The sequence below is a fragment of the Streptomyces sp. W1SF4 genome (assembly GCF_003950035.1).
In the GTDB taxonomy this organism is placed as follows: domain Bacteria; phylum Actinomycetota; class Actinomycetes; order Streptomycetales; family Streptomycetaceae; genus Streptomyces; species Streptomyces racemochromogenes.
In genome coordinates, this window is the sequence record NZ_CP034351.1 from 59,105 (window position 1) to 79,417 (window position 20,313).

Sequence of the window (20,313 nt, forward strand, 5' to 3'; positions counted from 1 at the left end):
CCATGCTGACCACCCTCCTCCGCGACAGCCGCGCCCTGGCCACCCTCGCCGTGCCGCTCGTCCTCACCCATCTCGCGCAGGTCGCGCTGACGACCACCGACACCGTGATGATGGGTTTCCTCGGGACCGGGGAACTCGCCGCGGGCGGCCTCGCCATCGTCATCTTCAATCAGCTCCGCACCATGGGCGTCGGCCTGGTCACCTCCGTCGGCAACCAGATAGCCGCCGCGGCCGCGAGGGCCGAGAAGGACGCCGCAGGCAGGGGAGGGCAGGCGTACGAGGAAGTCCGCGGGACAGTCCGCGCGAGCCTGGCCGTCGCCACGCTCGCCGGCATCGCGGGAGCCGTCCTCATGATCCTCACGGGCCAGGCCCTGATCTGGCTCGGCCAGGACGCGGCGGTCGTCGAGCGCACGCAGACGATGCTCCTGGCCCTGGCCCCCGGCCTGCTGCCCTGCCTGTGGTTCCAGGCCATCCGGCAGTTCACCGTCGGCATGCGCCGCCCCCAGGCCCTGCTCCGGATCACCATCGCCTCCGTGGCCGTCAACGCGGGCCTGAACTGGATCCTCGTCCACGGCACCTGGGGCGTGCCCCGCCTCGGCCTGACCGGCATCGGCATCGCCACCTCCACCGTCTACCTGCTGTCCTTCCTCGCCCTCTACCTCTCGGCCAGGAAGGACAGCGAGCTGGCACCGCTGCTCACCCTGAACATCGCCAAGGCCGACCCCGCCACCCTCAAACGCCTCGTCGCGCTGGGCGTCCCCATCGCCGCCACCTACGGCTCGGAAGCCGGATTCTTCTCCGTCACCGCGCTGATGGCCGGCTCCTTCGGCCCGGACGCCCTCGCCGCCCACACAGCCGTCAACCAGCTCGTCTACGTCGTCTTCCAGGTCGCCGTCGGCCTCTCCCACGCCGCCTCGATCAACGTCAGCCGCGAACTGGCCCTCGGCCGCGTCGACGACGCCCGCCGCATCAAGAACACCGCGCTCACCTGCGCAGCCGCCGTCATGACCGTCATAGGCGCCCTCTACCTGGCCCTCCCGCAGCTGATCCTGGCTCCCTTCCTCGATTCCGGATCGGGCTCCGGGCACGCCCTGACGATCGCCACCCAGCTCCTCGTCGTCACCGCCTTCCTCCAGTTCTTCGACTGCGCCCAGAACATCGGCGTCGGGCTCCTGCGGGGCCTCGACGACACCAAGAGCGGCTTCCGCATCACCCTCGTCGGCTACTGGGCCGTGGGACTGCCCGCCTCCTGGCTCCTCGCCTACGCGCTCGGCCTCGACGTCCTCGGCATCTGGCTCGGCCTCCTGACCGGCCTGGCCACCACCGCCGTCCTCCTCCTGCGGCGCTACTCCGCCTCCCTCTCGCTGCGCGCGGGCGCGGCCGGCATGCCGGCGTCCGCCGCGTAGCGACCCGTCCTCACGCAGCGCGGGCCGCGAGCCGCAGGCCGCAGGCCGCAGGCCGCAGGCACGGCGATCGGTCATGATGAAGGCATGTCCGAGCGCGAAGACTTCCTGGCGTGGGTCAGGACCTCGTTGTATGAGGCGGAGGTCGCGCTGCACAACGGCGACGCGGCTCCCCGGCGTGCACTCTGGTCGCGCACCGAGCCGGTGACCGTCCTGGGAGCGTGGCGCAGCGCCGTGGGACGCGACGAGCTGGACGACCTCTTCACCGGCCTCGCGGAGACGTTCTCCGACTGCACGTCGTACGCGTTCGAGGTGCTGGCCTGTGACGTCGGTGGCGACATGGCCTACACCGTCGGCCTGGAGCACACGTCCGCCTCCGTGGACGGGCAGGCCCGTACCTACACCCTGCGCGCCACCCAGGTGTACCGCAGGGAAGACGGCGCATGGCGAGTCGCCCACCGCCATGCCGACACCGTGACCACCTGACGGGGGGCGCACGCGCCGTGCCGGACCACCTGGTGGGGCCGGATGCGGGTGGGGAGCGGCGGCCGGGCGCGGGGCGGCGGACCAAGTCGGGACGTGATCCCCCTGCGCAGAAGCTGACACCGTCCGACGGGAATCAGCAAGACGTTATCCGTCGGCATCACTACTGTTCACATGGGACAGGAGGTGGACATGGCACTGGTCAAAAAGGGATCGCGGCTCATCACCGTCGACGGCACCACCTACCGGTGGCGCCTTCGCGGACGGCCGACCTACGACCGGGGCCTGGTCTGGTCGCCCCTCACCTACGCGGTCGCACACGCCGGCACTCCCGGCACCACACTGGTGGTCACTACCAACCGCCCGCACCCGAGCAACTGGCTCGGAACACAAGGCCGCCCGATCCTGCCTGGCCGGGTGGCTGACAGCATCCGCACCGCTCTCCGCGACGGCTGGACGCCCGAGAGCCCCGGCTCACCATTCCACCTCGACCAGTCGGCGGGCTTCGGGGCGGACGAGGCCGGTCCGTCGCGAATCGTGAACAGGGCAGTGCACCGGTCATGACCGGTGCACTGCCCTGCTGATGCGGCAACGGTCCGCACCTGGCCGGGTGCGGCAGGCGGAGGCGGGCAGCGGCGTCCCGGCGCGCTGATCCGCCCTGGGCCGGCTCACCCATCACCCCGGCCGTCGGCGTCGGCTACGGCCTGTCGACGGCGTGGGTCACGCCCTTCCAGGCGTCCAGGTCGGCGATGCGTGCCTCCAACGCGGAGCGCGTGGCCGTCGCGCTGGAGGCGCCGAGGGCCAGGCGCAGGGGAGGGTTGGGGCTGTCGACCGCGGTCCGGATGCCGGCGGCGATCCGCGCGGCGGCGGAGAACGCGGACGGCGGCAGCTCCCCGATGCTCTTGTGGACCTCGCGCACGGTCTGGTCGTAGTCGCCCAGGCCGGCCGCGACGTCGAGGTTGGCGAGGAAGGGGGTCGCGGTCATCCCGGGCTGGATGAGCGTGACCTTGATGCCGAGCGGTGCGACCTCGGCCACCAGCGCGTCCGACAGTCCCTCGACCGCGTACTTGGTGGCGGCCAGCAGGCCGACGCCGGGATGGGCGGACTGCCCGTAGACCGACGAGCCCTGCAGGACGTGCCCGGACCGCTGGGCGCGGAGCACCGGCAGCGTCGCGCGGAGCACGTTGAGCACTCCGAAGACGTTGGTGTCGAACACGGCGCGGGCCTGGGCGTCGGACGCCTCCTCGACGGCTCCGAACAGTCCGTATCCCGCGTTGTTGGCGACGACGTCGATGCGGCCGAACCGTGCGAGCGTGCCGTCGACCGCGTCCCGGACGGCCTTCTCGTCACGTACGTCCGCCCGGAGGAGGAGCAGGCGCTCGCCGTGCGCCTGGGCCAGTTCGTCCAGGGGGGAGGTGTCGCGGGCGAGGGCCGAGACCGAGTCGCCGTTCTCCAGTGCCTGCAGCGTCAGTTCGCGCCCGATGCCGGACGTCGCGCCGGTGATCAGCCATGTGCGGGGGGAGGTCTGGTGATTGGTTGTCATGTTGCGACCGTAAGGCGTTAGGTCGCAACCAGTCAACCTGAGGAGGGGGAGGGGGTTGCCGACTAGTCGGGTTAGCACCTGTGAGGTTGATGTACTGTGGGAGTTATGAGCAATGCGCCATCCGGATCCCCGACATCCGGCCCGCGTACCGTCACGCCGACGGTGGAGACCGTCCTCGCGTTCGTGAACACGCGCGCGGACGGATCGGGTCGCCAAGAGCTGTTCGAGGACGGGGACTCGTTCGCGGCGTGGCTGGCGGAGCATGACGAGTTCGGCGGCGAGACCCTGGTGACCGACGCCGACGCCGCGGTCGCGCGCGAGCTGCGCGACGCGCTGGTGACCCTGCTGCTCGCCCACTCGGGCGACGAGGAGAGCCTGGGCGAGCCGCTGCTCCGTGCCGAACGGCACCTGCGGCGCGTGGGGGCCCTCTACCCGCTGGCGACGGTGGTCACGGCCGGCGGCGCAGAACTGACCTCGCCGCAGGCGGGAGTGCCGCGCGTCATCGGAACGGTACTGGCCGCGGTGACGACGTTCGCGCAGACCGGCGACTGGGGGCGCATCAAGGCGTGCCGGAACCCCCCATGCCATTTCGGGTTCCTCGACCGCACCCGCAACGGGGGCGGGCTGTACTGCAGTACCGGCTGCGGCTCCCAGGTGTCCATGCGCAAACACCGCCGGCGGCAGCGGGATGAGAGCGGTACGCCGTCCGAGGCATGACATTCATGGCTTCACGTCAGCGCATCGCCGTGCCGGGTTCGCCCCTGACGAACCACAGGTCGAGGGTGTACTGCTCCGCCGATGGACATTGCTCCCAGGACATCCCGATCTGCTCTGGGCTCCATCGTTCTTCGGCCGCACGCCGGATCGTCGACGCGTGGTAGGCGGCGGTTTCGTGCCGCCCGTTCCATGCGGCGTGCCCCTCGTAGACGCCGGGGCGGGGCAGGTTCATCTCGCCGGCCGGCCCGTAGGTGAGCTGGTTGACGACGAGCAGGCCCGTCTCGGCTTCCAGGGTCACCGCGGTGGTGCCTTCGGCGTCTGCCGGGGGCTGCTGCGGAGTGTCCCAGATCCTGATGACGACCTCGACCGGGATGTCGGGCTGGAGACTGTGGAGGTAGAGGTGGTAGCCGTTTCCGGCGACTACCTCGGTCCGCGACTGCCGCAGGGCTTCGTCGTCACCCATGTAAGCGTCGGAGTCGTACACCTCGACGATTCCGCGGTCCGGCCTGGCGGCGGTGCTGTAGTCGGCAAGAAGAGGCATCAGCAGCCCAGCTCCGTCGTAGGTCAGGGGGTGAGCTTCCCCCGCAGAAGGGGTCGCCGCCGATGACGCGGTGGAGGGTGAACATCTCGTTGAGCCGGCGACCGCCCGTCTCATTGTCCGGCTCCGCGCGCACGGACCGGTGACGATCGTGGAAGTCCCCGTCTGTGACCTCGTCTGGCACCCCCTCCGGGGCTGTCCGGACGGGGTGCCACGCGGCCCGTGGCGGGCGGGGAGGCGTACCGGTGGGTGGGATGCGTCGAGGGCCTCCGCTCGCGTCATCCGGCACGGCATGATGGGGGCCGGCAGGAGTACCAGGGGGGAACCGTGTACGGCCGCTTACGCTTCGACGACCTCGTCGTGGTGCTGCCCGGGATCGGCGGCAGCACGCTCCATCGCGGAGGCGTTCCCGTGTGGAAGCCGCCGCTGGCCCTGGGCGGCCCCCTGCGCCGTTCCGGGCGGGCACTGGAAGCGCTGGCCGGGGAGCCGGGCCTGCTCGACGACCCCGAGCACGACGACGGCATCGTCGCCTCGGGCCTCATCGGACTCCCCGTCGCCATCCCGGGCCTCGCCAAGCTCAACCAGTACGGCCGGCTGCGCCGCGCCCTGCGCGAGCGCTTCGACCTCGCCCCGGGCGACTGCGCCGTCGACGGGCCCCCGGCCAACTACTTCGAGTTCGCCTACGACTGGCGGCGCGACAACCGGGTCTCCGCGCTCCGCCTCAAGACCTTCCTCGACCGCGAACTGCCCAAATGGGCACGGACCCTGCCCTACGGCCGCCCCAAGACCGTCCTCGTGTGCCACAGCATGGGCGGCCTCGTCGCCAAGTACTACCTCGACGTCCTCGGCGGCTGGGAGCACTGCCGCGCCCTGATCACCTTCGGCACCCCCTTCCGCGGCTCGCTCCCCGCCCTCGACTTCCTCGCCAACGGCGTGCGCGTCCTCGGCACCCGTCTGAACGCCGTCTCCGACGTCCTCGGCGCCTTCACCTCCGTCCACCAGCTCCTCCCGCGCTACCCCGTCCTCCTCGACCAGCGCCCCGGCACACCGCCGGGGCAGCGCCCCGGCCACGTCCACCTCTCCCCGGTCCGCCTCGGCACGCTCGACCCCGCCCGCGCGACCGCCGCGTACCAGGACTTCCACCGCCGCATGGACACGCACTCGCCCGGCCCGGCCGCCCCGCTGCTGCCCGTCGTGGGGTACGGCCACCGCACCGCGCAGACGGCCGTGTTCGACGGGACACGGCTGCGGATCACGACGGACCCCGCCGCCCTGGGCGCCGACCGGCGGCAGTTCGCCACCGGCGACCGGAGCGTCCCGGCCGTGGCCGCGATCCCCGTCGAACTGTCGGAACGCTCCACCTGGGGCTGGGAGAACGCCACGCACTCCACGATCCACGCCACCGACGACGTACTGGCGCGGCTGCTGCGCCTGCTCGCCTTCGGCGGGAACGTACTCGCGGACCTCCAGGCGCCCGGGGACCCGGCGCCGGGCACCGACGGCGTGCGCGGCGTCTTCCCCCTGGCGCCCGACCCCCACGCCCTCGGGCTCGAAGTCGACGACGTCCACGCGGCGGGCCGACCCGTCGTCGTGACCTGCCGCGGCCACGGCGTCACCGCGGGCCCGCACCCGCCCACGCTCACCCTCTCGCCGCCCTGCCCGCCCGACCGCGTCACCCTGGACGAAGACGAGGGCGCGGCACGCTGGACCGTCACCGGCCTCGCCCCCGGCACCCACGAGGTCACGGTGTCCTTCGCGGGGCGTGCGGTGAGCGACTTCTTCGAGGTCTGGTGACCGCGCCGACGCCGACGCCCGGCCGGTGGGAGAAGTGGAAGAAGACCGAACCGGCCCGGCTCGCCTGCTACGTGGACCCCGAGGAGATCGCCCGCCTGTACGCGGGATCCTCACCCGGCCCGACGTACCTCCAGCGCGCGGCGGACCTGCGCGCCGCCGTCGGGACGGTCTACGAGGGGCTCGCCGCGCAGGGGCTGCGCTACGCGACCGCCGCGATCGACTTCCGTCACTTCCACCCCGCCGAGCAGGTCGTCCGGACGCCCGCCGAGATCGCCGGGCAGGGCGGCAACTGCCTGGAACTGACCCTGCTGTTCGTGGGCCTGTGCATGGCAAGCAAACTGCGCGCCCTCGTCGTCCTGCTGGAGGACCACGCCCTGGCGGCCGTCTGGCTCGGCGGCGACCTCGACACCCTGTGGACGCGGGGCCGAACCGCGGTGAACGACCACCTCATCATGGACCAGGGCCTGATCAACAAGGCGGCCGGCTCCACGGCCGTACGGACCACCCTGACGGAACAAGTCGCCGACGGGACCTACCTCCTGGTCGAGTGCACCGGTGTCGCGGCCGAGGAGGAGCCGGGGACGCGCTCGCTGCGCCGCACCTTCGAGGAAGCGGTCGCCGAAGGACTGGAGCGCACCGGACGGGGGCGCCTGGTCGACCTCGTCGACGTCGCCTTCCACCAGCACGGCAAGCTCTACCCGCCCTACGCCATCCCCGCCCCGCCCCCGGCGCCCGGGGCCCCGGCGCCCGGGCCGCCGGACCCGGCAGCCCCCGACCCGGCAGGCCCGGTCCCGGCCGGCCCCGAACGCCCCAGCGCGCTCGGAGAGCAGGCCCTGGACACCGCCCTGCGCCGGGCCGCCGCGGTCCATCCCGCCCTCGCGGCCGGGCTCGACGCGGCCCGCCACTCCCCCGCGGCACTGGTCCGCGTCCTCGACGCCGCCGGCACGGCACCCGCCACCCCGGAGGCCCTGCGGCTGCGCGAGGTCGCCGCGGCCCTCGCCCTGGCCCTGGACGCCCACGCCTTCATCGCCGCCTGGATGCCCCAGGCCGCCCACCCGGCCGCGCTGCGCCGCGCCCTCCTCGACTGCGTCGCCGACACCCCCGGACTGCGGCCCAGCGGACTCGCCGAACACCTCGACGCCGCCGTCCTGCACCGGCCCGTCGACGACCCCGACGGGCGCGCGACACTGCTCCGTTTCGTCGTCCGCCTCGCGGCCACCGCCGGACTCGACACCGGGGAAGCAGCCTTCACCGACTGGTGCCGGCGCGCCGGCCACGACCTCGCCACCGCCGAACTGCTGCACCGGAAGTTCCGGAACCTGACCGCCGACGCCCGCCGGCGGCTCGTCGTGCACCTGCGCGGCACCACACCGGCCGAGGACCTGCCCGCCTCCGCCGACGCCTGGCTCCTCGACGAGCGGGGCCGCCCCACCCACACCCGCCCCACCACACCCTGCCGGCCCGACCCCGAGGGCCTCGCCGACACCCTCGCCGACATCCTCGACTGGGCGGACGGCATCCTCGGCACCACCCTGCTCCACCGGGTGGACATCGCCCTGCCCGCCCCGACCCTCCTGCAGTGGCGCCCCGAGGAGGCCGACGTGGGCATCCGGCTCGGCGCCCACCACCTGGTCGTCCTGCACTGGGGCGCCCGCATCCACCCGCCCGGCCATCTGCGCCGGCTCTCCCGCCAGGCCGCGTACCGGCTGCGCCACGTCGAGGACGACGGCGACACCGTGTACGGCAGCGTCGACTGGGTGGACCCCGCGACCGCCGGGAACCGGGAGGACTTCGAGGAGCGCCTCGGCAGGAACGACTACCCCGGCGCCCTCGGCCTGCGCTTCGCACCCGCCGACCCCGACCCGGACCACCAGTTCGAGGCGCTCCTCGCCCGGTTCCCGATCCTCCTGTGGCCAGGCCGTGCCGTGACCGCCTGGCCGGCCGTCGAGGAGGACGTACGCGACCACTGGGTGACCCTGCCCGGCGGATTCACCCACGCCTACCGCACGGCCTGGGCCTGCGCCGAGGACGCGGGGCCCCCGCTGGCGCGGCTCCGCGCGGTCTGGGACGACGGGCACTGGCTCGCGTTCTGCCACACCACCAGCACGCACACGGCCGGCATCGGCACGGCCGCCGGCGGCCGCCGTACGAGCCGTACGAGAGGACGACGATGAACTGGAGCCCGTACTACCGCGGGGACGGCACGGCTCGCGAAGACGAGCTGCCCGGCCCTCCGGCCTGGCGGCTGGCCCCGCAGGCCACCGCCGCCGCCACCTTCCGGCCCCCGGACGGGCTTCCGGAGGCCGTCAACGCCGCCCTGCTCCTGCGCCGCCCCCTGCTGCTGACCGGCTCGCCCGGAACCGGGAAGTCCACCGTCGCCTCGGCCGTCGCCCACGAACTGACCCTCGGCCCCGTCCTCAACTGGCACGTCACCTCGCACAGCACCCTCACCGAAGCCCTCTACCGCTACGACGCCCTCGGCCGCCTGGAAGCCACCCGCCGCAACGAGGACGACGGCATCGAACGGTTCCTGCGGCTCGGGCCGCTCGGCACCGCCCTGGCGCCGGCCGACCGCCCCCGGATGCTCCTCGTCGACGAGATCGACAAGAGTGACATCGACCTGCCCAGCGACCTCCTCAACGTCATCGAGTCCGGCAGCTTCGAGATCCCCGAGCTCACCCGGCACTCGGAACCCGAGGTCGAGGTCCGGCTGTGGGAGTCGGATGCCACCGCGACCGCCCGCAAGGGCGGCGTCACCTGCACCGAGTTCCCGTTCATCGTCATGACCAGCAACGGCGAACGCACCTTCCCGGCCCCGTTCCTGCGCCGCTGCATCCGCTTCCGGATGCCCGACCCCGACCACGGCGAGCTCGTCAGGATCCTCGAAGCCCACCTGGGCGCGGACGCCGCCCGGCAGGCCGACGGCGTGCTGTCCGAGTTCGAGGCGCGGATCGCGCGCCGCGAGAGCCTGGCCACCGACCAGCTCCTCAACGCCGTCCACCTCGTCACCAGGGAGCTCGGCCCCGACGACCCGCTCCGGGCCGCCCTGGTCGAGCTCCTCCTCCACGACCTCAATGCCCCCTGACATGCTCGAATCCCTCATCCGCGGACTTCACCGAGTCGGTGCCGACGTCGACGTCGTCGCCCTCGCCGACGCGCTCTGGCTGGCCCGCGCCATGGGGGACGCGGCCGGGGACGGCACCCCGGACCCGTCCGGCGGCCCGGCCGGACCGGGCCCCGGCCAGGAGCCGTACGAGGACCCCGCCGGCCAGGAGGGAACGCCGGACCCCCTCACCGCCCACCCCTCCCGGCCGGAACCCGGCACCTACGACACGGGCGGCGTCCCCGACGGCCCCGGCACCCTCGCCGCCGTCACCGGCCGCGTACGGCGCGGGAGCGCCCTGCCCGACGGCCCCGCCGTCGCCCGGGCCCTGCGCCCGCTCAGACGGCGCCGGCCCGGCGGCCGGGAACGCGGGCTGGACGTCGACGCCACCGTCGCCCTGTACGCCCGTACCGATGAGCTGACCCCGGTGTTCACCGCCCTGCCCGAACGCTGGTTCCGGCTCGACCTGGTGGTGGACGCCTCGCCCTCCATGCAGGTCTGGCGGGACACGGCCGACGACCTGCACGACCTGCTGCGCCGCCTGGGCGCCTTCAGCACCGTCCGCCGCTGGACCCTGCGCCCCGGCCCGGACGGCGCACCCGTCCTCCACGGCCCGGCCGGCGGGCCCGTACCGCACGGGCTGCTCCAGGACGCGCGGGGCCGGGCGCTGCTGCTCGTGCTCTCCGACTGCGTCGCGGACGGCTGGCACGCACCGGGCACCTGGCGGATGCTGCGCGACTGGACCCGGTCCACGGCCACGGTCCTGCTCAACCCCCTCCCGCGGACGCTGTGGCCGCACACCGGCCTGGACGGGCCCGTGGTGCCCCTCGCGGCCCGCGGCCGCGGCGCCCGCTCCGCCGATCTGGCCGCCGGTGTCCCCGACGGCCTGCGGCGGCTCCTCGCGGCCGCCTACCCGGAGGTGACGGGCCCGTGGCTGCCGTGCCCGGTGGCGGGCATCTCGGCCCCGGCGGCGCGATCTTGGGCCGGGACGCTGATGGCCGTGGGGGTGGCCGCCTGCGAGGGGGTGCTGATCCCCCCGGGCGGCCGCCCGCCCGACCCGCAGGACGAGGACGAGGACGACCCGTACGCGTACCCGTACGCCTCGCCGTACGCGTACCCCGACCCGGACGCGGTGCTCCCGGTCGCGGAAGCGGAGCTGCTGGTGGATGCCTTCCGCCGGGTCTCGTCGCCGCAGGCCCGCCGGCTGGCCGTCCTGTGCAGCCCCCAGACCGAGCTGTCGCTGCCCGTCCTGCGCGCGGTGCAAGCGGCGATGGAGCCCGGCTCGGGGGTGGACGTCCTCGCCGAGCTGGTGGTGAGCGACCTCTTCGAGCACGTCCCCGGTACGGAGTCCGGGGAGCTGCGGCTGCGGTTCCGGCCCGGGGTGCGCGAGGAGCTGCGTACGTCCCTGTCGGCGGAGGACGCCTGGCAGGTCTTCTTCGCCCTCAGCCGCTTCGCCGACGCGGAGGCCGCGCGGGGCACGGGCCACCCGGTCGCGGTGGCCGACGGGCGGGGTACGGCCCGCGTCCCGGAGGGGCTGGCGCCGTTCGCGGCGGCGAGCAGGGCCGTACTGCGGCTGCTGGGTGCGGGCCCGGAGGCCGCCCCGACGGACGCGGTGACGGCCCGTCCGGTCCCGCAGGACGGACTGTGGATCCGGATCGGCAGGAACGAGGCGGACCCGAGCGCCTACACCCTGGAGGCGTGGACCCTCGGGGATCGGCGCCTGATCGCCTCGGACCAGGTGACGGGAGTCGGCGAGCTGCAAAGCCGGGTGACGAGCGCCATGGACGACGGCTGGGCGGCGCTCGCCCCGGAGGCACCGGGGAACATGATCACGATCGACCTGCCCTGGGAACTGCTGGACACGCCCTTCGACACGTGGACCGGCCCCGGGAACGAGCCGCACGGAGTGCTCCACCCCGTCGTGTTCCGGTGCTTCTGGCAGGACCCCGAGCGGCACGCCGGGCACGACCGCTGGGACCGCCTGCTCACGGCGGGCGGGCGGGTGCGCCGCGACCAGGTGTACTGGCCCGGCGACGGGTTCACGTCGTCGGGGCTCGTGAGCACCCTGCGGGCCGACGGCCGGGTCCTGTGCCTCGTGCTCGACGGCCCGCCGACCAGCGACCCGTTCTACGACGAGCAGTTCCGGATCGCCCAGGCGGAGGGGATCCCCGTCGTGGTGTGGAGCCGTGAGGAAGGGGACGGGGCGCGCTTCCGGGAGTGCGTGGAGCTCCTGTTCGCCATGGAAACGAGCCTGCCCGAGAGCCTGTCGGCCCTCCACCGGAGGGCATGGCTGGAGTCGGGGGCGCTCGCCCCCCTCGCCCTGGTCTGGAACGACCCGGCGCTGGAGGGGCGGACGGCCGCCGTGTCCGCGGTGCGTGAACCCGAGCCACTGCCCCGCGCCCGCACGTACGCGGTCGTCGTCGGGGTCGAGGCGTACGCCGCCGAGGACCACCGCATGGATCTGAACGGTCCCGCGCACGACGTCCGGGGCATCACCGAGTGGCTCCTCGCCGAGGGCGTGCCGGCGGACCACATCACGGCGCTCGTCTCCCCCGTGGAGGACAACCGCGAGGTGACGGAGGGGCTGGGTGTCCCCACCCGCGAAGCCACCGCCGCCAACGTGCGGAGGGCCCTGCTCCGGGAGACGGCCGCGCGCGCCGACGCGGACCTCCTGCTGGTCTTCTGGAGCGGGCACGGCACGACGGACGCGAACGGCGCGCAGTACCTGCTGACCGCCGATGACACCTCCGGGCCGGGCGTCTCGCTCACGGACCTGCTCCGCCGCTTCCGCTCCCCGGAGGTCAGCACGTGCGAGGAGCAGTTCTGGTTCATCGACGCCTGCGCCACCGTATGGCCTGCGGTCGAGGAGGAGGCGGAGGAGGCGGCGGCGGTCCTCCCTGACCCCCTCCCTCCCCGGGACCTCTCCTCGCGCCCGCACCCGCTTCGCCGTCAGTACGTCTACATGGCGAGCGGGCCGGAGAACGACGCGGTCGAGGAGGCGGGCAGGGGCGGCCTGTTCTCCCTTCAGCTGATCGAGGCGCTGCGCGAGGTCAGGCCCTGGGACGCGGACGCGCCGTCAGCGCTGTACGAGACGTTGCGCGAGCGCGTCGCGCGGCAACGCGGGCGCGGCCGGACCCGCCAGACCCCGGTGTTCGTCCACTACGGCGGCCAGCGGCCCCCGGACGACCCGGCCGGGCGCCCGTGAGCCGGGGCGGTCGCACCGCAGGGAGAGCCCCTCGCGCGTCGCTCTCACGGGGAGGCGGCGGGGGGACCGCCCGTATGCGGCCGTCGCACCATGAAGACGTCGACCGGATCCTGGACTTCCACGGTGAACCCGTGGCGCTCGTACAGCCGCTGGGCGGCGCTGCCCCGGAGGACGTTCAGACGGACGGGCGCGGGATCGGCGTCGATCGCTTCCAGCAGCCGTCGCAGCACGGCCGAGCCGAGTCCCCGCCCCTGCAGGGCCGGGGCGAGGTAGAAGTGTTCCAGCCACCACCCCTCCTCGGCCGGGCGCACGGTGACGCAGCCCGCGAAGTCGCCGTCGGCCGTGATGACCGAGGTGTGCCGGGGGGAGAAGGAGTCCCGCAGCCGCTGCCGGACCCGATGCTCGTCGTACCGCCCCAGCCGCTCCAGGTCCGGCCGCATCACCGCTGCCCGCAGCTCCGCGATCTCCTCGACGTCGGCGGGCTCGGCGGAGCGCAGCGCCCATGCCACGGCAAGCCGCGCACCAGCCCGGGGCGCCGGAACCCCAACCGGCCGTATCTCATCCGTACTCGTACTCGTGCTCGTACTCGTCTCCACGGCCGGAGTATCTCAACGGTCCTTTGGTCGGCCGTGCGTGCGTGCGGGACCGCCGCGGAGGTCAACGGTCCGTGCCCGGATTCCGGTTCACAGCCGTCCGGCTTCGCCGGGCATGGGGGCGGCCTCCGTCTGATGTCCGGAGGGATCACTCGCAGCCGACACCGTCGCCGTCGCGGTCCAGATGGCGGCCGTAGCCGGGATCGCCGCGGCGGATCGGGGCGGCGCCGGCCTCCCGCACGGCAGTGCAGTTCCGGTAGGAGACGGCACCGCTGTCCTCTCGGACTGAGCCGCCGCCGGAGGGCGGAGGGCCCGCAGGGGCGTCGTCGGGATCCTGGACAGGGCCGTTCCTGTCCGCCGGCGGGGCCGGAGGCGGCTCGGGCAGGCGGGGCCGGGCCGCGGTGGGAACCCGCTCGGGGGCGGAGGGGGACGTGGCCGCCCGGGGTGACGTCGGCGAGGCCGTTGCGGTCGCGGCTGGGGACGGCGCTGCCGAGGCCGCGGGCGGCGTGGCAGTGACGGTGGCCGTGGCGGTGGCGGTGGCGGTGACCGTGGCGACCGGGGCCGGGCCTGCCTTGGCGTCCTCAGGGGCCCGCGTGTCGCCGTCAGCCGCGACCAGGACCACGAACCAGACCGACGCCAGGACCACCGTGAGGACCTTGCCGGTCTTCCCCCATCGGGCCATGAACGCCAGCGCCGCCCCCAGCGGAGGGACGACCAGCGTCGCGACGATGACGGCCGGCACCGCCAGCAGAGGATGCCACCGGCCCGCCGCGGGCGGAGAAGGAGGAACGGAACCAGGTGACGAATACACGGGCTCTCCATACAGAACGGGAAGGCAGGCTCGACGCCGCGCACACGACACGCCGCCTGCGCCCCGCGCGACGGCCGGCCGCGGCGTCATGCGCGAACACAAGAGACCAACGCCCGTACCGGCGGGGGGTCACCGCTCCCGGCGGACCACTTTTGGTATCCAGGCCGAGCGCCCGCCGACTGGCACTCCGGCGGTCCGGGCGGCCTTCGGCTGGGACACCGGGTCGCGGTCAGGGGGCCGGGCCGTTGGGGGGTGGCGGGGGGCCGGCAGTGAGGGGTTGGGAGGGGCGCATGGTGGCGCGGTAGTGGGAGGGGCTGATGCCGTAGTGGGCGGTGAAGGCCTTGCGCAGGGCTTCGGGGGTTCCCAGGCCGCAGCGCGCCGCCACTGCCGCGACGGGCAGTGTCGTGGAGGAGAGGAGCCGGGCGGCGGTCTCGGTGCGGACCACTCGGACGTAGCGGCCCGGGGCCTGGCCGAGGTGTCGGGTGAACAGCCTGGTGAGGTGCCGCGGGGTCATGCCCGCGCGTGCCGCGAGGGTCGTGGTGGCGAGGTCGTCGGCCGGGTGGGTGGCGATGTGCTCGACGAGTTCGCGGACCGTGTCGTCCCGTGGCGCCGGAGCCGCGGTGAAGAGGCTCATCTGGGCCTGGTTGCCGGGCCGTTGCAGGTACACGACCAGATGACGGGCGAGCCGTCGGGCCAGTTCGGCGCCGTGGTCCTCCTCGACGAAGGCCAGGGTGAGGTCCAGCGCGCTCGTGATGCCGGCCGCGGTGTACACGTTCCCGTCCCGGGTCCACAGCGGCACCGGGTCCACCGAGATGTCCGGGTGCCGTGCGGCCAGCTGGGGTGCGAACTCCCAGTGCGTGGTGGCCCGTCGGCCGGCGAGGATCCCGGCCGCGGCGAGGATGCCCGCCCCGGTGCACACCGAGGCCACCCGGCGGCTTTCCCCGGCCAGCCTTCTGACGTGTCCCACGAGGCGGTGGTCGGCGGCGGCCCGTTCGACGCCCAGGCCTCCGGAGACGATCAGCGTGTCGAGCGGTCCGGTGGTGCGTTCCAAGGAGGCGCGGAGCTCCGCGGCAGAGGGGCGCTGGGCCTCCAGCTGGCCGGTCTGGCGGGCTTCAGCGCCGTGGCGCTGCTGGCGCTGCCGGCTCCGGTCGTGGATGCCGGGTGGGCACCGTGGGTTCTGGCCGCGGGGTGGTACGCGCACGCCGCCTGGGACTTCTTCCACCACCGCTCGGGGGCCGTGGTGCCGCGAGCCTGGTCCGAGTGGTGCGGTGTCGTCGACGCCGCGGGTGCGACGGCCGTGGTGCTGCTCGCTCTGTAGCTCGGCTGGGGAACGTATCCTTCCCTGTGCGCTGGGGGCTGAGGACGGACGGGGGTACGGCGTGGGGGAACTGGAGGCGTTCCGGGGAGAGCTGATCCGCTACTGCTATCGGATGCTGGGGTCGTACGCGGAGGCCGAGGACGCCGTGCAGGAGGCGCTGGTCCGGGCGTGGCGGAGCGGTGACGGGTTCGAGGGCAGGTCGTCGCTCCGCTCGTGGGTGTACCGCATCGCCACCAACGTGTGCCTGGACGCGCTCGCCGCCGGGAAGCGGCGGGCGTTGCCGGTGGACCTGTACGGGCCGGCGGACGGTGCCACGCCGCCGGGCCTCCCGGAGGCCGACGTGATGTGGGTCGGTCCCCTGCCCGGGACGGACCCGGGGTACGCGGCGGAGGCCGGCGAGTCGGTGCGGCTGGCGTTCGTCGCCGCGCTTCAGCATCTGCCGCCCAGGCAGCGGGCGACGCTGATCCTTCGGGAGGTGCTGGGTTTCTCGGCCCGCGAGGTCGCTGACCTGCACGGCTCTACCGTCGCCTCCGTCAACAGCGCCCTCCAGCGGGCCCGTGCCACCCTCGCCGCCCGCAGGGCGGGAGTCGGCGGCCCGGCCGAGCCGGCGCCCGAGGGCGTCCGGCGGATCCTGGCCGAGCGGTACGCGGCGGCGTTCTCCCGGTACGACATGGAGGAGCTGAGCCTCCTGCTGCACGTCGACGCCACCTTGTCCCTGCCGCCGTACGCGAAGTGGATGCGCGGGGTGGGCGACATCGGTGCATGGCTCACCGGCCCGGCCGTGGGCTGTCGCGGGTCCCGGCTCGTCCCCACCGTGGCGAACGGCTCTCCCGCCTTCGGCCAGTACCGGCCCCTTGCGGGCGGAACCGGCTACGAGCCGTGGGCGCTTCAGGTCGTCGAGTTCTCCGGGGACCGGATCGCGAGCATCACGGCGTACCGTGACACCGCGCGGCTCTTCCCCCTGTTCGGCCTGCCGGATCGGCTGGGCGCCGAGTCGGACCTCGGCGTCCCGGCCTGATCACTCGTCAGCGGCCGGCCGGAGCGCCGGCCAGCAGGCGGGCCGTCACCGCGCTCAGCCACAGCAGGCCGAGGCCGGCCCCGGCGGTGAACGCCAGGACGGACGCGGCCGAGGCGGCGAATCCGGCGAGAACGGCCACGGGGGCGACGCGGGACGCCACGGCCCAGCCTCGCAGACCCCGGGCCGCGAGCGGACGGGCCAGAACGAGGAACGCGGCGCACAGGGCGAGGTAGCCGACCATGCCGCCGAACATGTGGACGGCGCCGTGGCCGCTCATCACGGTCACCTCGGGCGCCCCCGCGGGGAAACCCGCCCCCGGGTCGGCCGGGAAGGCGGCCGCGAGCCAGAAGGAGACGCCGAAGACCCCGACCAGGGCGGGTCCCCACGTGCCGCCGGGGCCCCCGCGCAGGGCTCGCCGCAGGCCGGCCGCGCCGGCGATCAGCAGCGCACCGGTGAGCACGAAGCTCGCCGTCTGGATCCAGCCGGCCTCGCCGAGGGCGAGCTGGCTGATCGCGTTCCGCGTGAAGTCGAAGCCGTCCCGCGCGAAGCCCTGGGCCAGCCCGGCCCCCAGGAACAGCGGCCCCGCCACCACGGCGCCGGCCGCGGTCCACCGCACCGCCGATCGCCTCCCGGTCGCAGCGGAGACGGGCCGGCGGGGAGCGGTGAGCGTGTCGGTCATGGCGAAGCCTTCCTCGTTTCGGTGGTGTCGCTCATATGACTGACGGGAGGGAGCGAAGTCATCGCTCCCGTCGATGTGTGCTGGATCACAGGGCGGCCGAGCGCGACCGGGCTCCTGCTGTCAGGCCTGCGCGGTGGGGCGTACGACGATCTCGCTGACGTCGACGCCGTCGGGTTGTTCGATGGCGTAGCCGATGGCGGAGGCGATCGCCGAGGGCGGCATGGCGATCTCGTCCCGCTGCCGGGTCATCGCGGCCGCGGCTTCGGGGCCGACTCCCTTGCCGATGCCTTCGGTGTGGGTGAAGCCGGGTGAGACGAGGGTGACGCGCAGGTCGGGCCCCGCCTCCTGGCGCAGGCCCTCGGTCAGCACCTTCACCGCCGTTTTGGTGGCCGCGTACACGACGTAGGCCGCGGTGGAGCCGACGTTGACGAACTGGCCGGAGTGCTGCCGGCGGAAGACGGGCAGAGCCGCCCCGATGCCGTTGAGCAGGCCGGTGATGTGGGTGGAGACCATGGCGTCCCAGTCATCCTGGCGCAGGTCGTCGAACGGTGAGACGGCCATCGTGCCCGCGTTGGAGACGAGGACGTCGAGTCGGCCGTACTGGTTGAGGGCGGTGTCCGTCAGGCGCTGGAGGTCTTCGCGGCGCGTGACGTCGACGACGACGCCGGTGGCGGTGCCGCCCTTCGCCGTGATGCCGTCCACGACGGCATTCAGCCGGTCCTCGCGCCGGGCTCCGAGCACGAGTCTGGCGCCCTTCTCGGCGAGGTAGGCCGCGGTTGCCTCACCGATGCCGCTGCTGGCACCTGTGATCGCGATGACCTTGCCCTGGATGCCCGCCATGGTCGACTTCCCTTCTGGGGGGTGCGCGCAGGTCAGTGCCGTGACCTGACCTACAGTGAAACCGGAGGTGTCCCCAGTTGGTTCAGCCTAAGTGGGGGCGCATCCGCTCTACCGCAACGAGGTGGCCCACCTGTGCGATGCCGCCGCCGTTCTGCTGACGCAGAAGCCGCCGGTAGAGGCGCTGCGCGCGTGGACACGCCTGTTCCTGGACTACGTCACCGCCAAGTACGGCATGATCGACGCCCTGCGCGCCATCGCCGCGACGGGAAGCAATCCTTACGGGCACAGCCGGGAGATGATCCAGGCCGCCATCACCTCGCTCATGGACGCTTGCACGGCCGCCGGGGCGATCCGCACCGATATCCAACCCACCAACAGCGGCGCTGCCCTGGAGGGCATCGCCCTCACCTCGGCGGGTGCGGAACACCGACAGCAAGCGGAGCGCCTGCTCGACCTCACCCTGGACGGCCTCACGGTCCGCCCGTGAGGGCTCGTACGCGGGTCCGCTCGCCGGCGGCGAGTCCCTGAGCCCGTCGCATCAGAGCCGTTTGGCCTGACTCCCGGCGATCGTCACGTCCTGGAGGGTGAGCCTCTTCTTGGGCGCGCCGTCGCCTTCGCCGTTCGCGTTGTCCGTTCCGGCCCGCGCGACCTGCTCCAGGATGTCCATGCCGCTGGTGATCTCGCCGAAGACGGTGTAGTTCGGCGGCAGCTCGGAGTCGCCGTAGACCATGAAGAACTGGCTTCCGTTGGTGCCGGGGCCCGCGTTGGCCATGGCCAGGGTGCCCTTGTGGTACGTGGCCGTCTCCTTGCCGGGGTCGGCCTTCGGCAGGTTCTCCTCGTCGTACCGGTAGCCCGGCCCGCCGGAGCCCGTCGCGGTCGGGTCTCCGCACTGGATCACCTTGAGTGCCCCGGTGGTGAGCCGGTGGCAGCTCGTCCTGTCGAAGAAGTCCTTGGTGGCCAGGTAGGCGAAGGAGTCGACGGTGCAGGGAGCCGCCCTTCCGTCCAGGCCGAGCCCGATGTCGCCCAGGCCGGTCGTGAGGGTGGCCTTCACCGTGCTGGTGTACGGCGGCTGGGCGGGTGGTGTTCCCACGTCCTTCACGGCCGGCCCCGTGCTGGGCGAGAACACGCACGCGCCGCGCCGGGCGGTGGGCGAGGAGGGTGCCGCAGGGGGTGCGGCGGCGGGCGCGGTGCTCGAGACGGGCGCCGAGTGGGACGCCGGAGCCACGGCGAGGAGCCGGCGAGGAGCGCGGCGCCGGCCACGCCGGGCAGAGCGGTGGAGATCATGGAGGGGGTCCGTTCGCGGTCGGTACAGAGCTCGCCCTTGATAGCGGGGGAAGCAGCCAGCCGGAGGGACGACCCACGGGAGTCGCCCCAACGAGGTAACCCACCGGTCCGGGACTGACCCGGAACCGTCCTAGGGCGTGTCCGCAATGTCAGGTGGGGAGCCATAGTCGCAGGCAGGCGAGGGTGACCAGGGCTTGGTAGTGGCGGGCTCGTTTGTCGTAGCGGGTGGCGAGGGCCTTGTTCTGCTTGAGCCGGTTGAAGCAGCGTTCGACGACGTTGCGGCGCCGGTAGACCTCACGGTCGAGACGGCACAGGCTCTCGCCTCGTCGCAGGCGTCCGCTGATCTGGTCGACGCGTTCGGGGATGGTGCAGGCGATGCCGCGTTTACGCAGGTAGGAGCGGATCTTGCGGGACGAGTAGCCCTTGTCACCGACCACCCGCAGCGGCCGGGTGCGGGGCCGGCCCGGCCCGCACCGTGTGATGCGGATGCGGGCCATGACAGGCTCGAACTGCGTGCAGTCGTTCACGTTCCCGCCGGTGAGCGTGAACGCGAGCGGCCGGCCCTGTCCGTCGCAGGCGAGGTGGATCTTCGTGCTCAGTCCGCCGCGGGACCGGCCGAGTGCCTCACCCGTCCAGGGCCCCCTTTTCGCGCTCCGGCTGCGTGCTGGTGGGCCCGCACGATCGTCGAGTCGACGCAGACGACCGACCAGTCGACCTCGCCGATCGCGTCCGAGTGCTGCTGGACGTGGGCCAGGAGGCGGTCCCAGGTTCCGTCGGCCGACCAGCGGCGGAATCGTTCGTAGACGGTCTTCCACGGCCCGTACCGCTCGGGCAGGTCCCGCCAGGCCGCACCCGTGGACAGCTTCCACAGGATCCCGTTGAGGACCTGCCGCCGGTCCCGCACCGGACGGCCCATCCGGGGCGGAGCCAGCAACGGTCCAATGACATCCCAGGCCTGATCAGTCAGTTCATGACGTCGCACCA

The 20,313-nt window shown here is 73.5% G+C and carries 18 protein-coding genes and 2 pseudogenes; 11 read left to right on the top strand and 9 right to left on the bottom strand.

All coding sequences use genetic code 11. The annotated features are described in order from the left end of the window. The first annotated feature begins 2 nt into the window (after positions 1–2). The 3 genes from D1J60_RS34120 to D1J60_RS34130 all read left to right on the top strand — a co-directional run bounded on the left by D1J60_RS34120 (position 3) and on the right by D1J60_RS34130 (position 2,450). Complete coding sequence (locus D1J60_RS34120) at positions 3–1,406, top strand: MATE family efflux transporter (protein ID WP_125824405.1); 1,404 nt, start codon at positions 3–5, stop codon at positions 1,404–1,406. 84 nt (positions 1,407–1,490) lie between these two features. Beyond that, positions 1,491–1,889, top strand: a complete 399-nt coding sequence (locus D1J60_RS34125) for a nuclear transport factor 2 family protein (protein WP_125824406.1) — start codon at positions 1,491–1,493, stop codon at positions 1,887–1,889. 189 nt (positions 1,890–2,078) lie between these two features. Next, the gene (locus tag D1J60_RS34130; protein WP_125824407.1) at positions 2,079–2,450 is read left to right on the top strand and encodes a hypothetical protein; all 372 of its coding nucleotides are present in this window, start codon (positions 2,079–2,081) and stop codon (positions 2,448–2,450) included. Between the two features lie 133 nt (positions 2,451–2,583). On the opposite strand, the gene D1J60_RS34135 is transcribed toward D1J60_RS34130, so the two are convergent. Beyond that, the gene (locus tag D1J60_RS34135; protein ID WP_125824408.1) at positions 2,584–3,429 is read right to left on the bottom strand and encodes an SDR family NAD(P)-dependent oxidoreductase; all 846 of its coding nucleotides are present in this window, start codon (positions 3,427–3,429) and stop codon (positions 2,584–2,586) included. A 105-nt stretch (positions 3,430–3,534) separates the two neighbouring features. Here D1J60_RS34135 and D1J60_RS34140 point away from each other — a divergent pair, with 105 nt between their 5' ends. Continuing rightward, positions 3,535–4,146 (top strand): CGNR zinc finger domain-containing protein, encoded by a 612-nt coding sequence (locus D1J60_RS34140; RefSeq protein ID WP_125824409.1) that lies wholly within the window; start codon positions 3,535–3,537, stop codon positions 4,144–4,146. 16 nt (positions 4,147–4,162) lie between these two features. Here D1J60_RS34140 and D1J60_RS34145 read toward each other — a convergent pair whose 3' ends face one another. Then, complete coding sequence (locus D1J60_RS34145) at positions 4,163–4,687, bottom strand: hypothetical protein (RefSeq protein ID WP_125824410.1); 525 nt, start codon at positions 4,685–4,687, stop codon at positions 4,163–4,165. A gap of 324 nt (positions 4,688–5,011) precedes the next feature. On the opposite strand from D1J60_RS34145, the gene D1J60_RS34150 reads away from it, so the two are divergent. Genes D1J60_RS34150 through D1J60_RS34165 form a run of 4 tightly spaced genes read left to right on the top strand, consistent with a single transcriptional unit; the run spans position 5,012 to position 12,786 of the window. Continuing rightward, positions 5,012–6,478, top strand: a complete 1,467-nt coding sequence (locus D1J60_RS34150; protein WP_125824411.1) for a hypothetical protein — start codon at positions 5,012–5,014, stop codon at positions 6,476–6,478. Then, positions 6,475–8,652, top strand: a complete 2,178-nt coding sequence (locus tag D1J60_RS34155; protein WP_125824412.1) for a hypothetical protein — start codon at positions 6,475–6,477, stop codon at positions 8,650–8,652. Before D1J60_RS34150 ends, D1J60_RS34155 begins: the two co-directional genes overlap by 4 nt. After that, positions 8,649–9,563: a MoxR family ATPase gene (locus D1J60_RS34160; protein ID WP_125597047.1), complete on the top strand. Its 915-nt coding sequence runs from the start codon at positions 8,649–8,651 to the stop codon at positions 9,561–9,563. Before D1J60_RS34155 ends, D1J60_RS34160 begins: the two co-directional genes overlap by 4 nt. A gap of 1 nt (position 9,564) precedes the next feature. Further along, on the top strand, positions 9,565–12,786 hold the full coding sequence (locus D1J60_RS34165) for an SAV_2336 N-terminal domain-related protein (RefSeq protein ID WP_125824413.1): 3,222 nt from the start codon (positions 9,565–9,567) through the stop codon (positions 12,784–12,786). A gap of 44 nt (positions 12,787–12,830) precedes the next feature. On the opposite strand, the gene D1J60_RS34170 is transcribed toward D1J60_RS34165, so the two are convergent. The 3 genes and pseudogenes from D1J60_RS34170 to D1J60_RS34190 form a co-directional block, all read right to left on the bottom strand. Next, positions 12,831–13,226 carry a GNAT family N-acetyltransferase gene (locus tag D1J60_RS34170; RefSeq protein WP_347147219.1) on the bottom strand — a complete coding sequence of 132 codons (396 nt, stop codon included), beginning with the start codon at positions 13,224–13,226 and terminating at the stop codon, positions 12,831–12,833. A gap of 301 nt (positions 13,227–13,527) precedes the next feature. Continuing rightward, positions 13,528–14,121, bottom strand: coding sequence for an excalibur calcium-binding domain-containing protein (locus D1J60_RS37570; RefSeq protein WP_241253653.1), 594 nt, complete (start codon positions 14,119–14,121; stop codon positions 13,528–13,530). Between the two features lie 298 nt (positions 14,122–14,419). Then, positions 14,420–15,241 (bottom strand): annotated as a pseudogene (locus D1J60_RS34190) (helix-turn-helix domain-containing protein); the annotation flags it as partial. On the opposite strand from D1J60_RS34190, the gene D1J60_RS38385 reads away from it, so the two are divergent. Continuing rightward, positions 15,149–15,508 carry a hypothetical protein gene (locus D1J60_RS38385; protein WP_241253654.1) on the top strand — a complete coding sequence of 120 codons (360 nt, stop codon included), beginning with the start codon at positions 15,149–15,151 and terminating at the stop codon, positions 15,506–15,508. The pseudogene D1J60_RS34190 and the gene D1J60_RS38385 sit on opposite strands and share 93 nt — an antisense overlap. A 61-nt stretch (positions 15,509–15,569) precedes the next feature. Then, positions 15,570–16,526 (top strand): sigma-70 family RNA polymerase sigma factor, encoded by a 957-nt coding sequence (locus D1J60_RS34195; RefSeq protein ID WP_125824415.1) that lies wholly within the window; start codon positions 15,570–15,572, stop codon positions 16,524–16,526. A gap of 7 nt (positions 16,527–16,533) precedes the next feature. Here D1J60_RS34195 and D1J60_RS34200 read toward each other — a convergent pair whose 3' ends face one another. Next, complete coding sequence (locus tag D1J60_RS34200; protein WP_125824416.1) at positions 16,534–17,205, bottom strand: DUF998 domain-containing protein; 672 nt, start codon at positions 17,203–17,205, stop codon at positions 16,534–16,536. Positions 17,206–17,325: 120 nt separating this feature from the next. Next, positions 17,326–18,045 carry an SDR family oxidoreductase gene (locus tag D1J60_RS34205; protein WP_125824417.1) on the bottom strand — a complete coding sequence of 240 codons (720 nt, stop codon included), beginning with the start codon at positions 18,043–18,045 and terminating at the stop codon, positions 17,326–17,328. Between the two features lie 91 nt (positions 18,046–18,136). Here D1J60_RS34205 and D1J60_RS34210 point away from each other — a divergent pair, with 91 nt between their 5' ends. After that, the gene (locus D1J60_RS34210; protein ID WP_125824418.1) at positions 18,137–18,532 is read left to right on the top strand and encodes a TetR/AcrR family transcriptional regulator; all 396 of its coding nucleotides are present in this window, start codon (positions 18,137–18,139) and stop codon (positions 18,530–18,532) included. Positions 18,533–18,583: 51 nt separating this feature from the next. On the opposite strand, the gene D1J60_RS34215 is transcribed toward D1J60_RS34210, so the two are convergent. Next, positions 18,584–19,144 carry a peptidylprolyl isomerase gene (locus tag D1J60_RS34215; RefSeq protein ID WP_241253655.1) on the bottom strand — a complete coding sequence of 187 codons (561 nt, stop codon included), beginning with the start codon at positions 19,142–19,144 and terminating at the stop codon, positions 18,584–18,586. Positions 19,145–19,478: 334 nt separating this feature from the next. Then, positions 19,479–20,311: pseudogene (locus D1J60_RS34220) on the bottom strand (IS5 family transposase). Positions 20,312–20,313 lie beyond the last annotated feature (2 nt).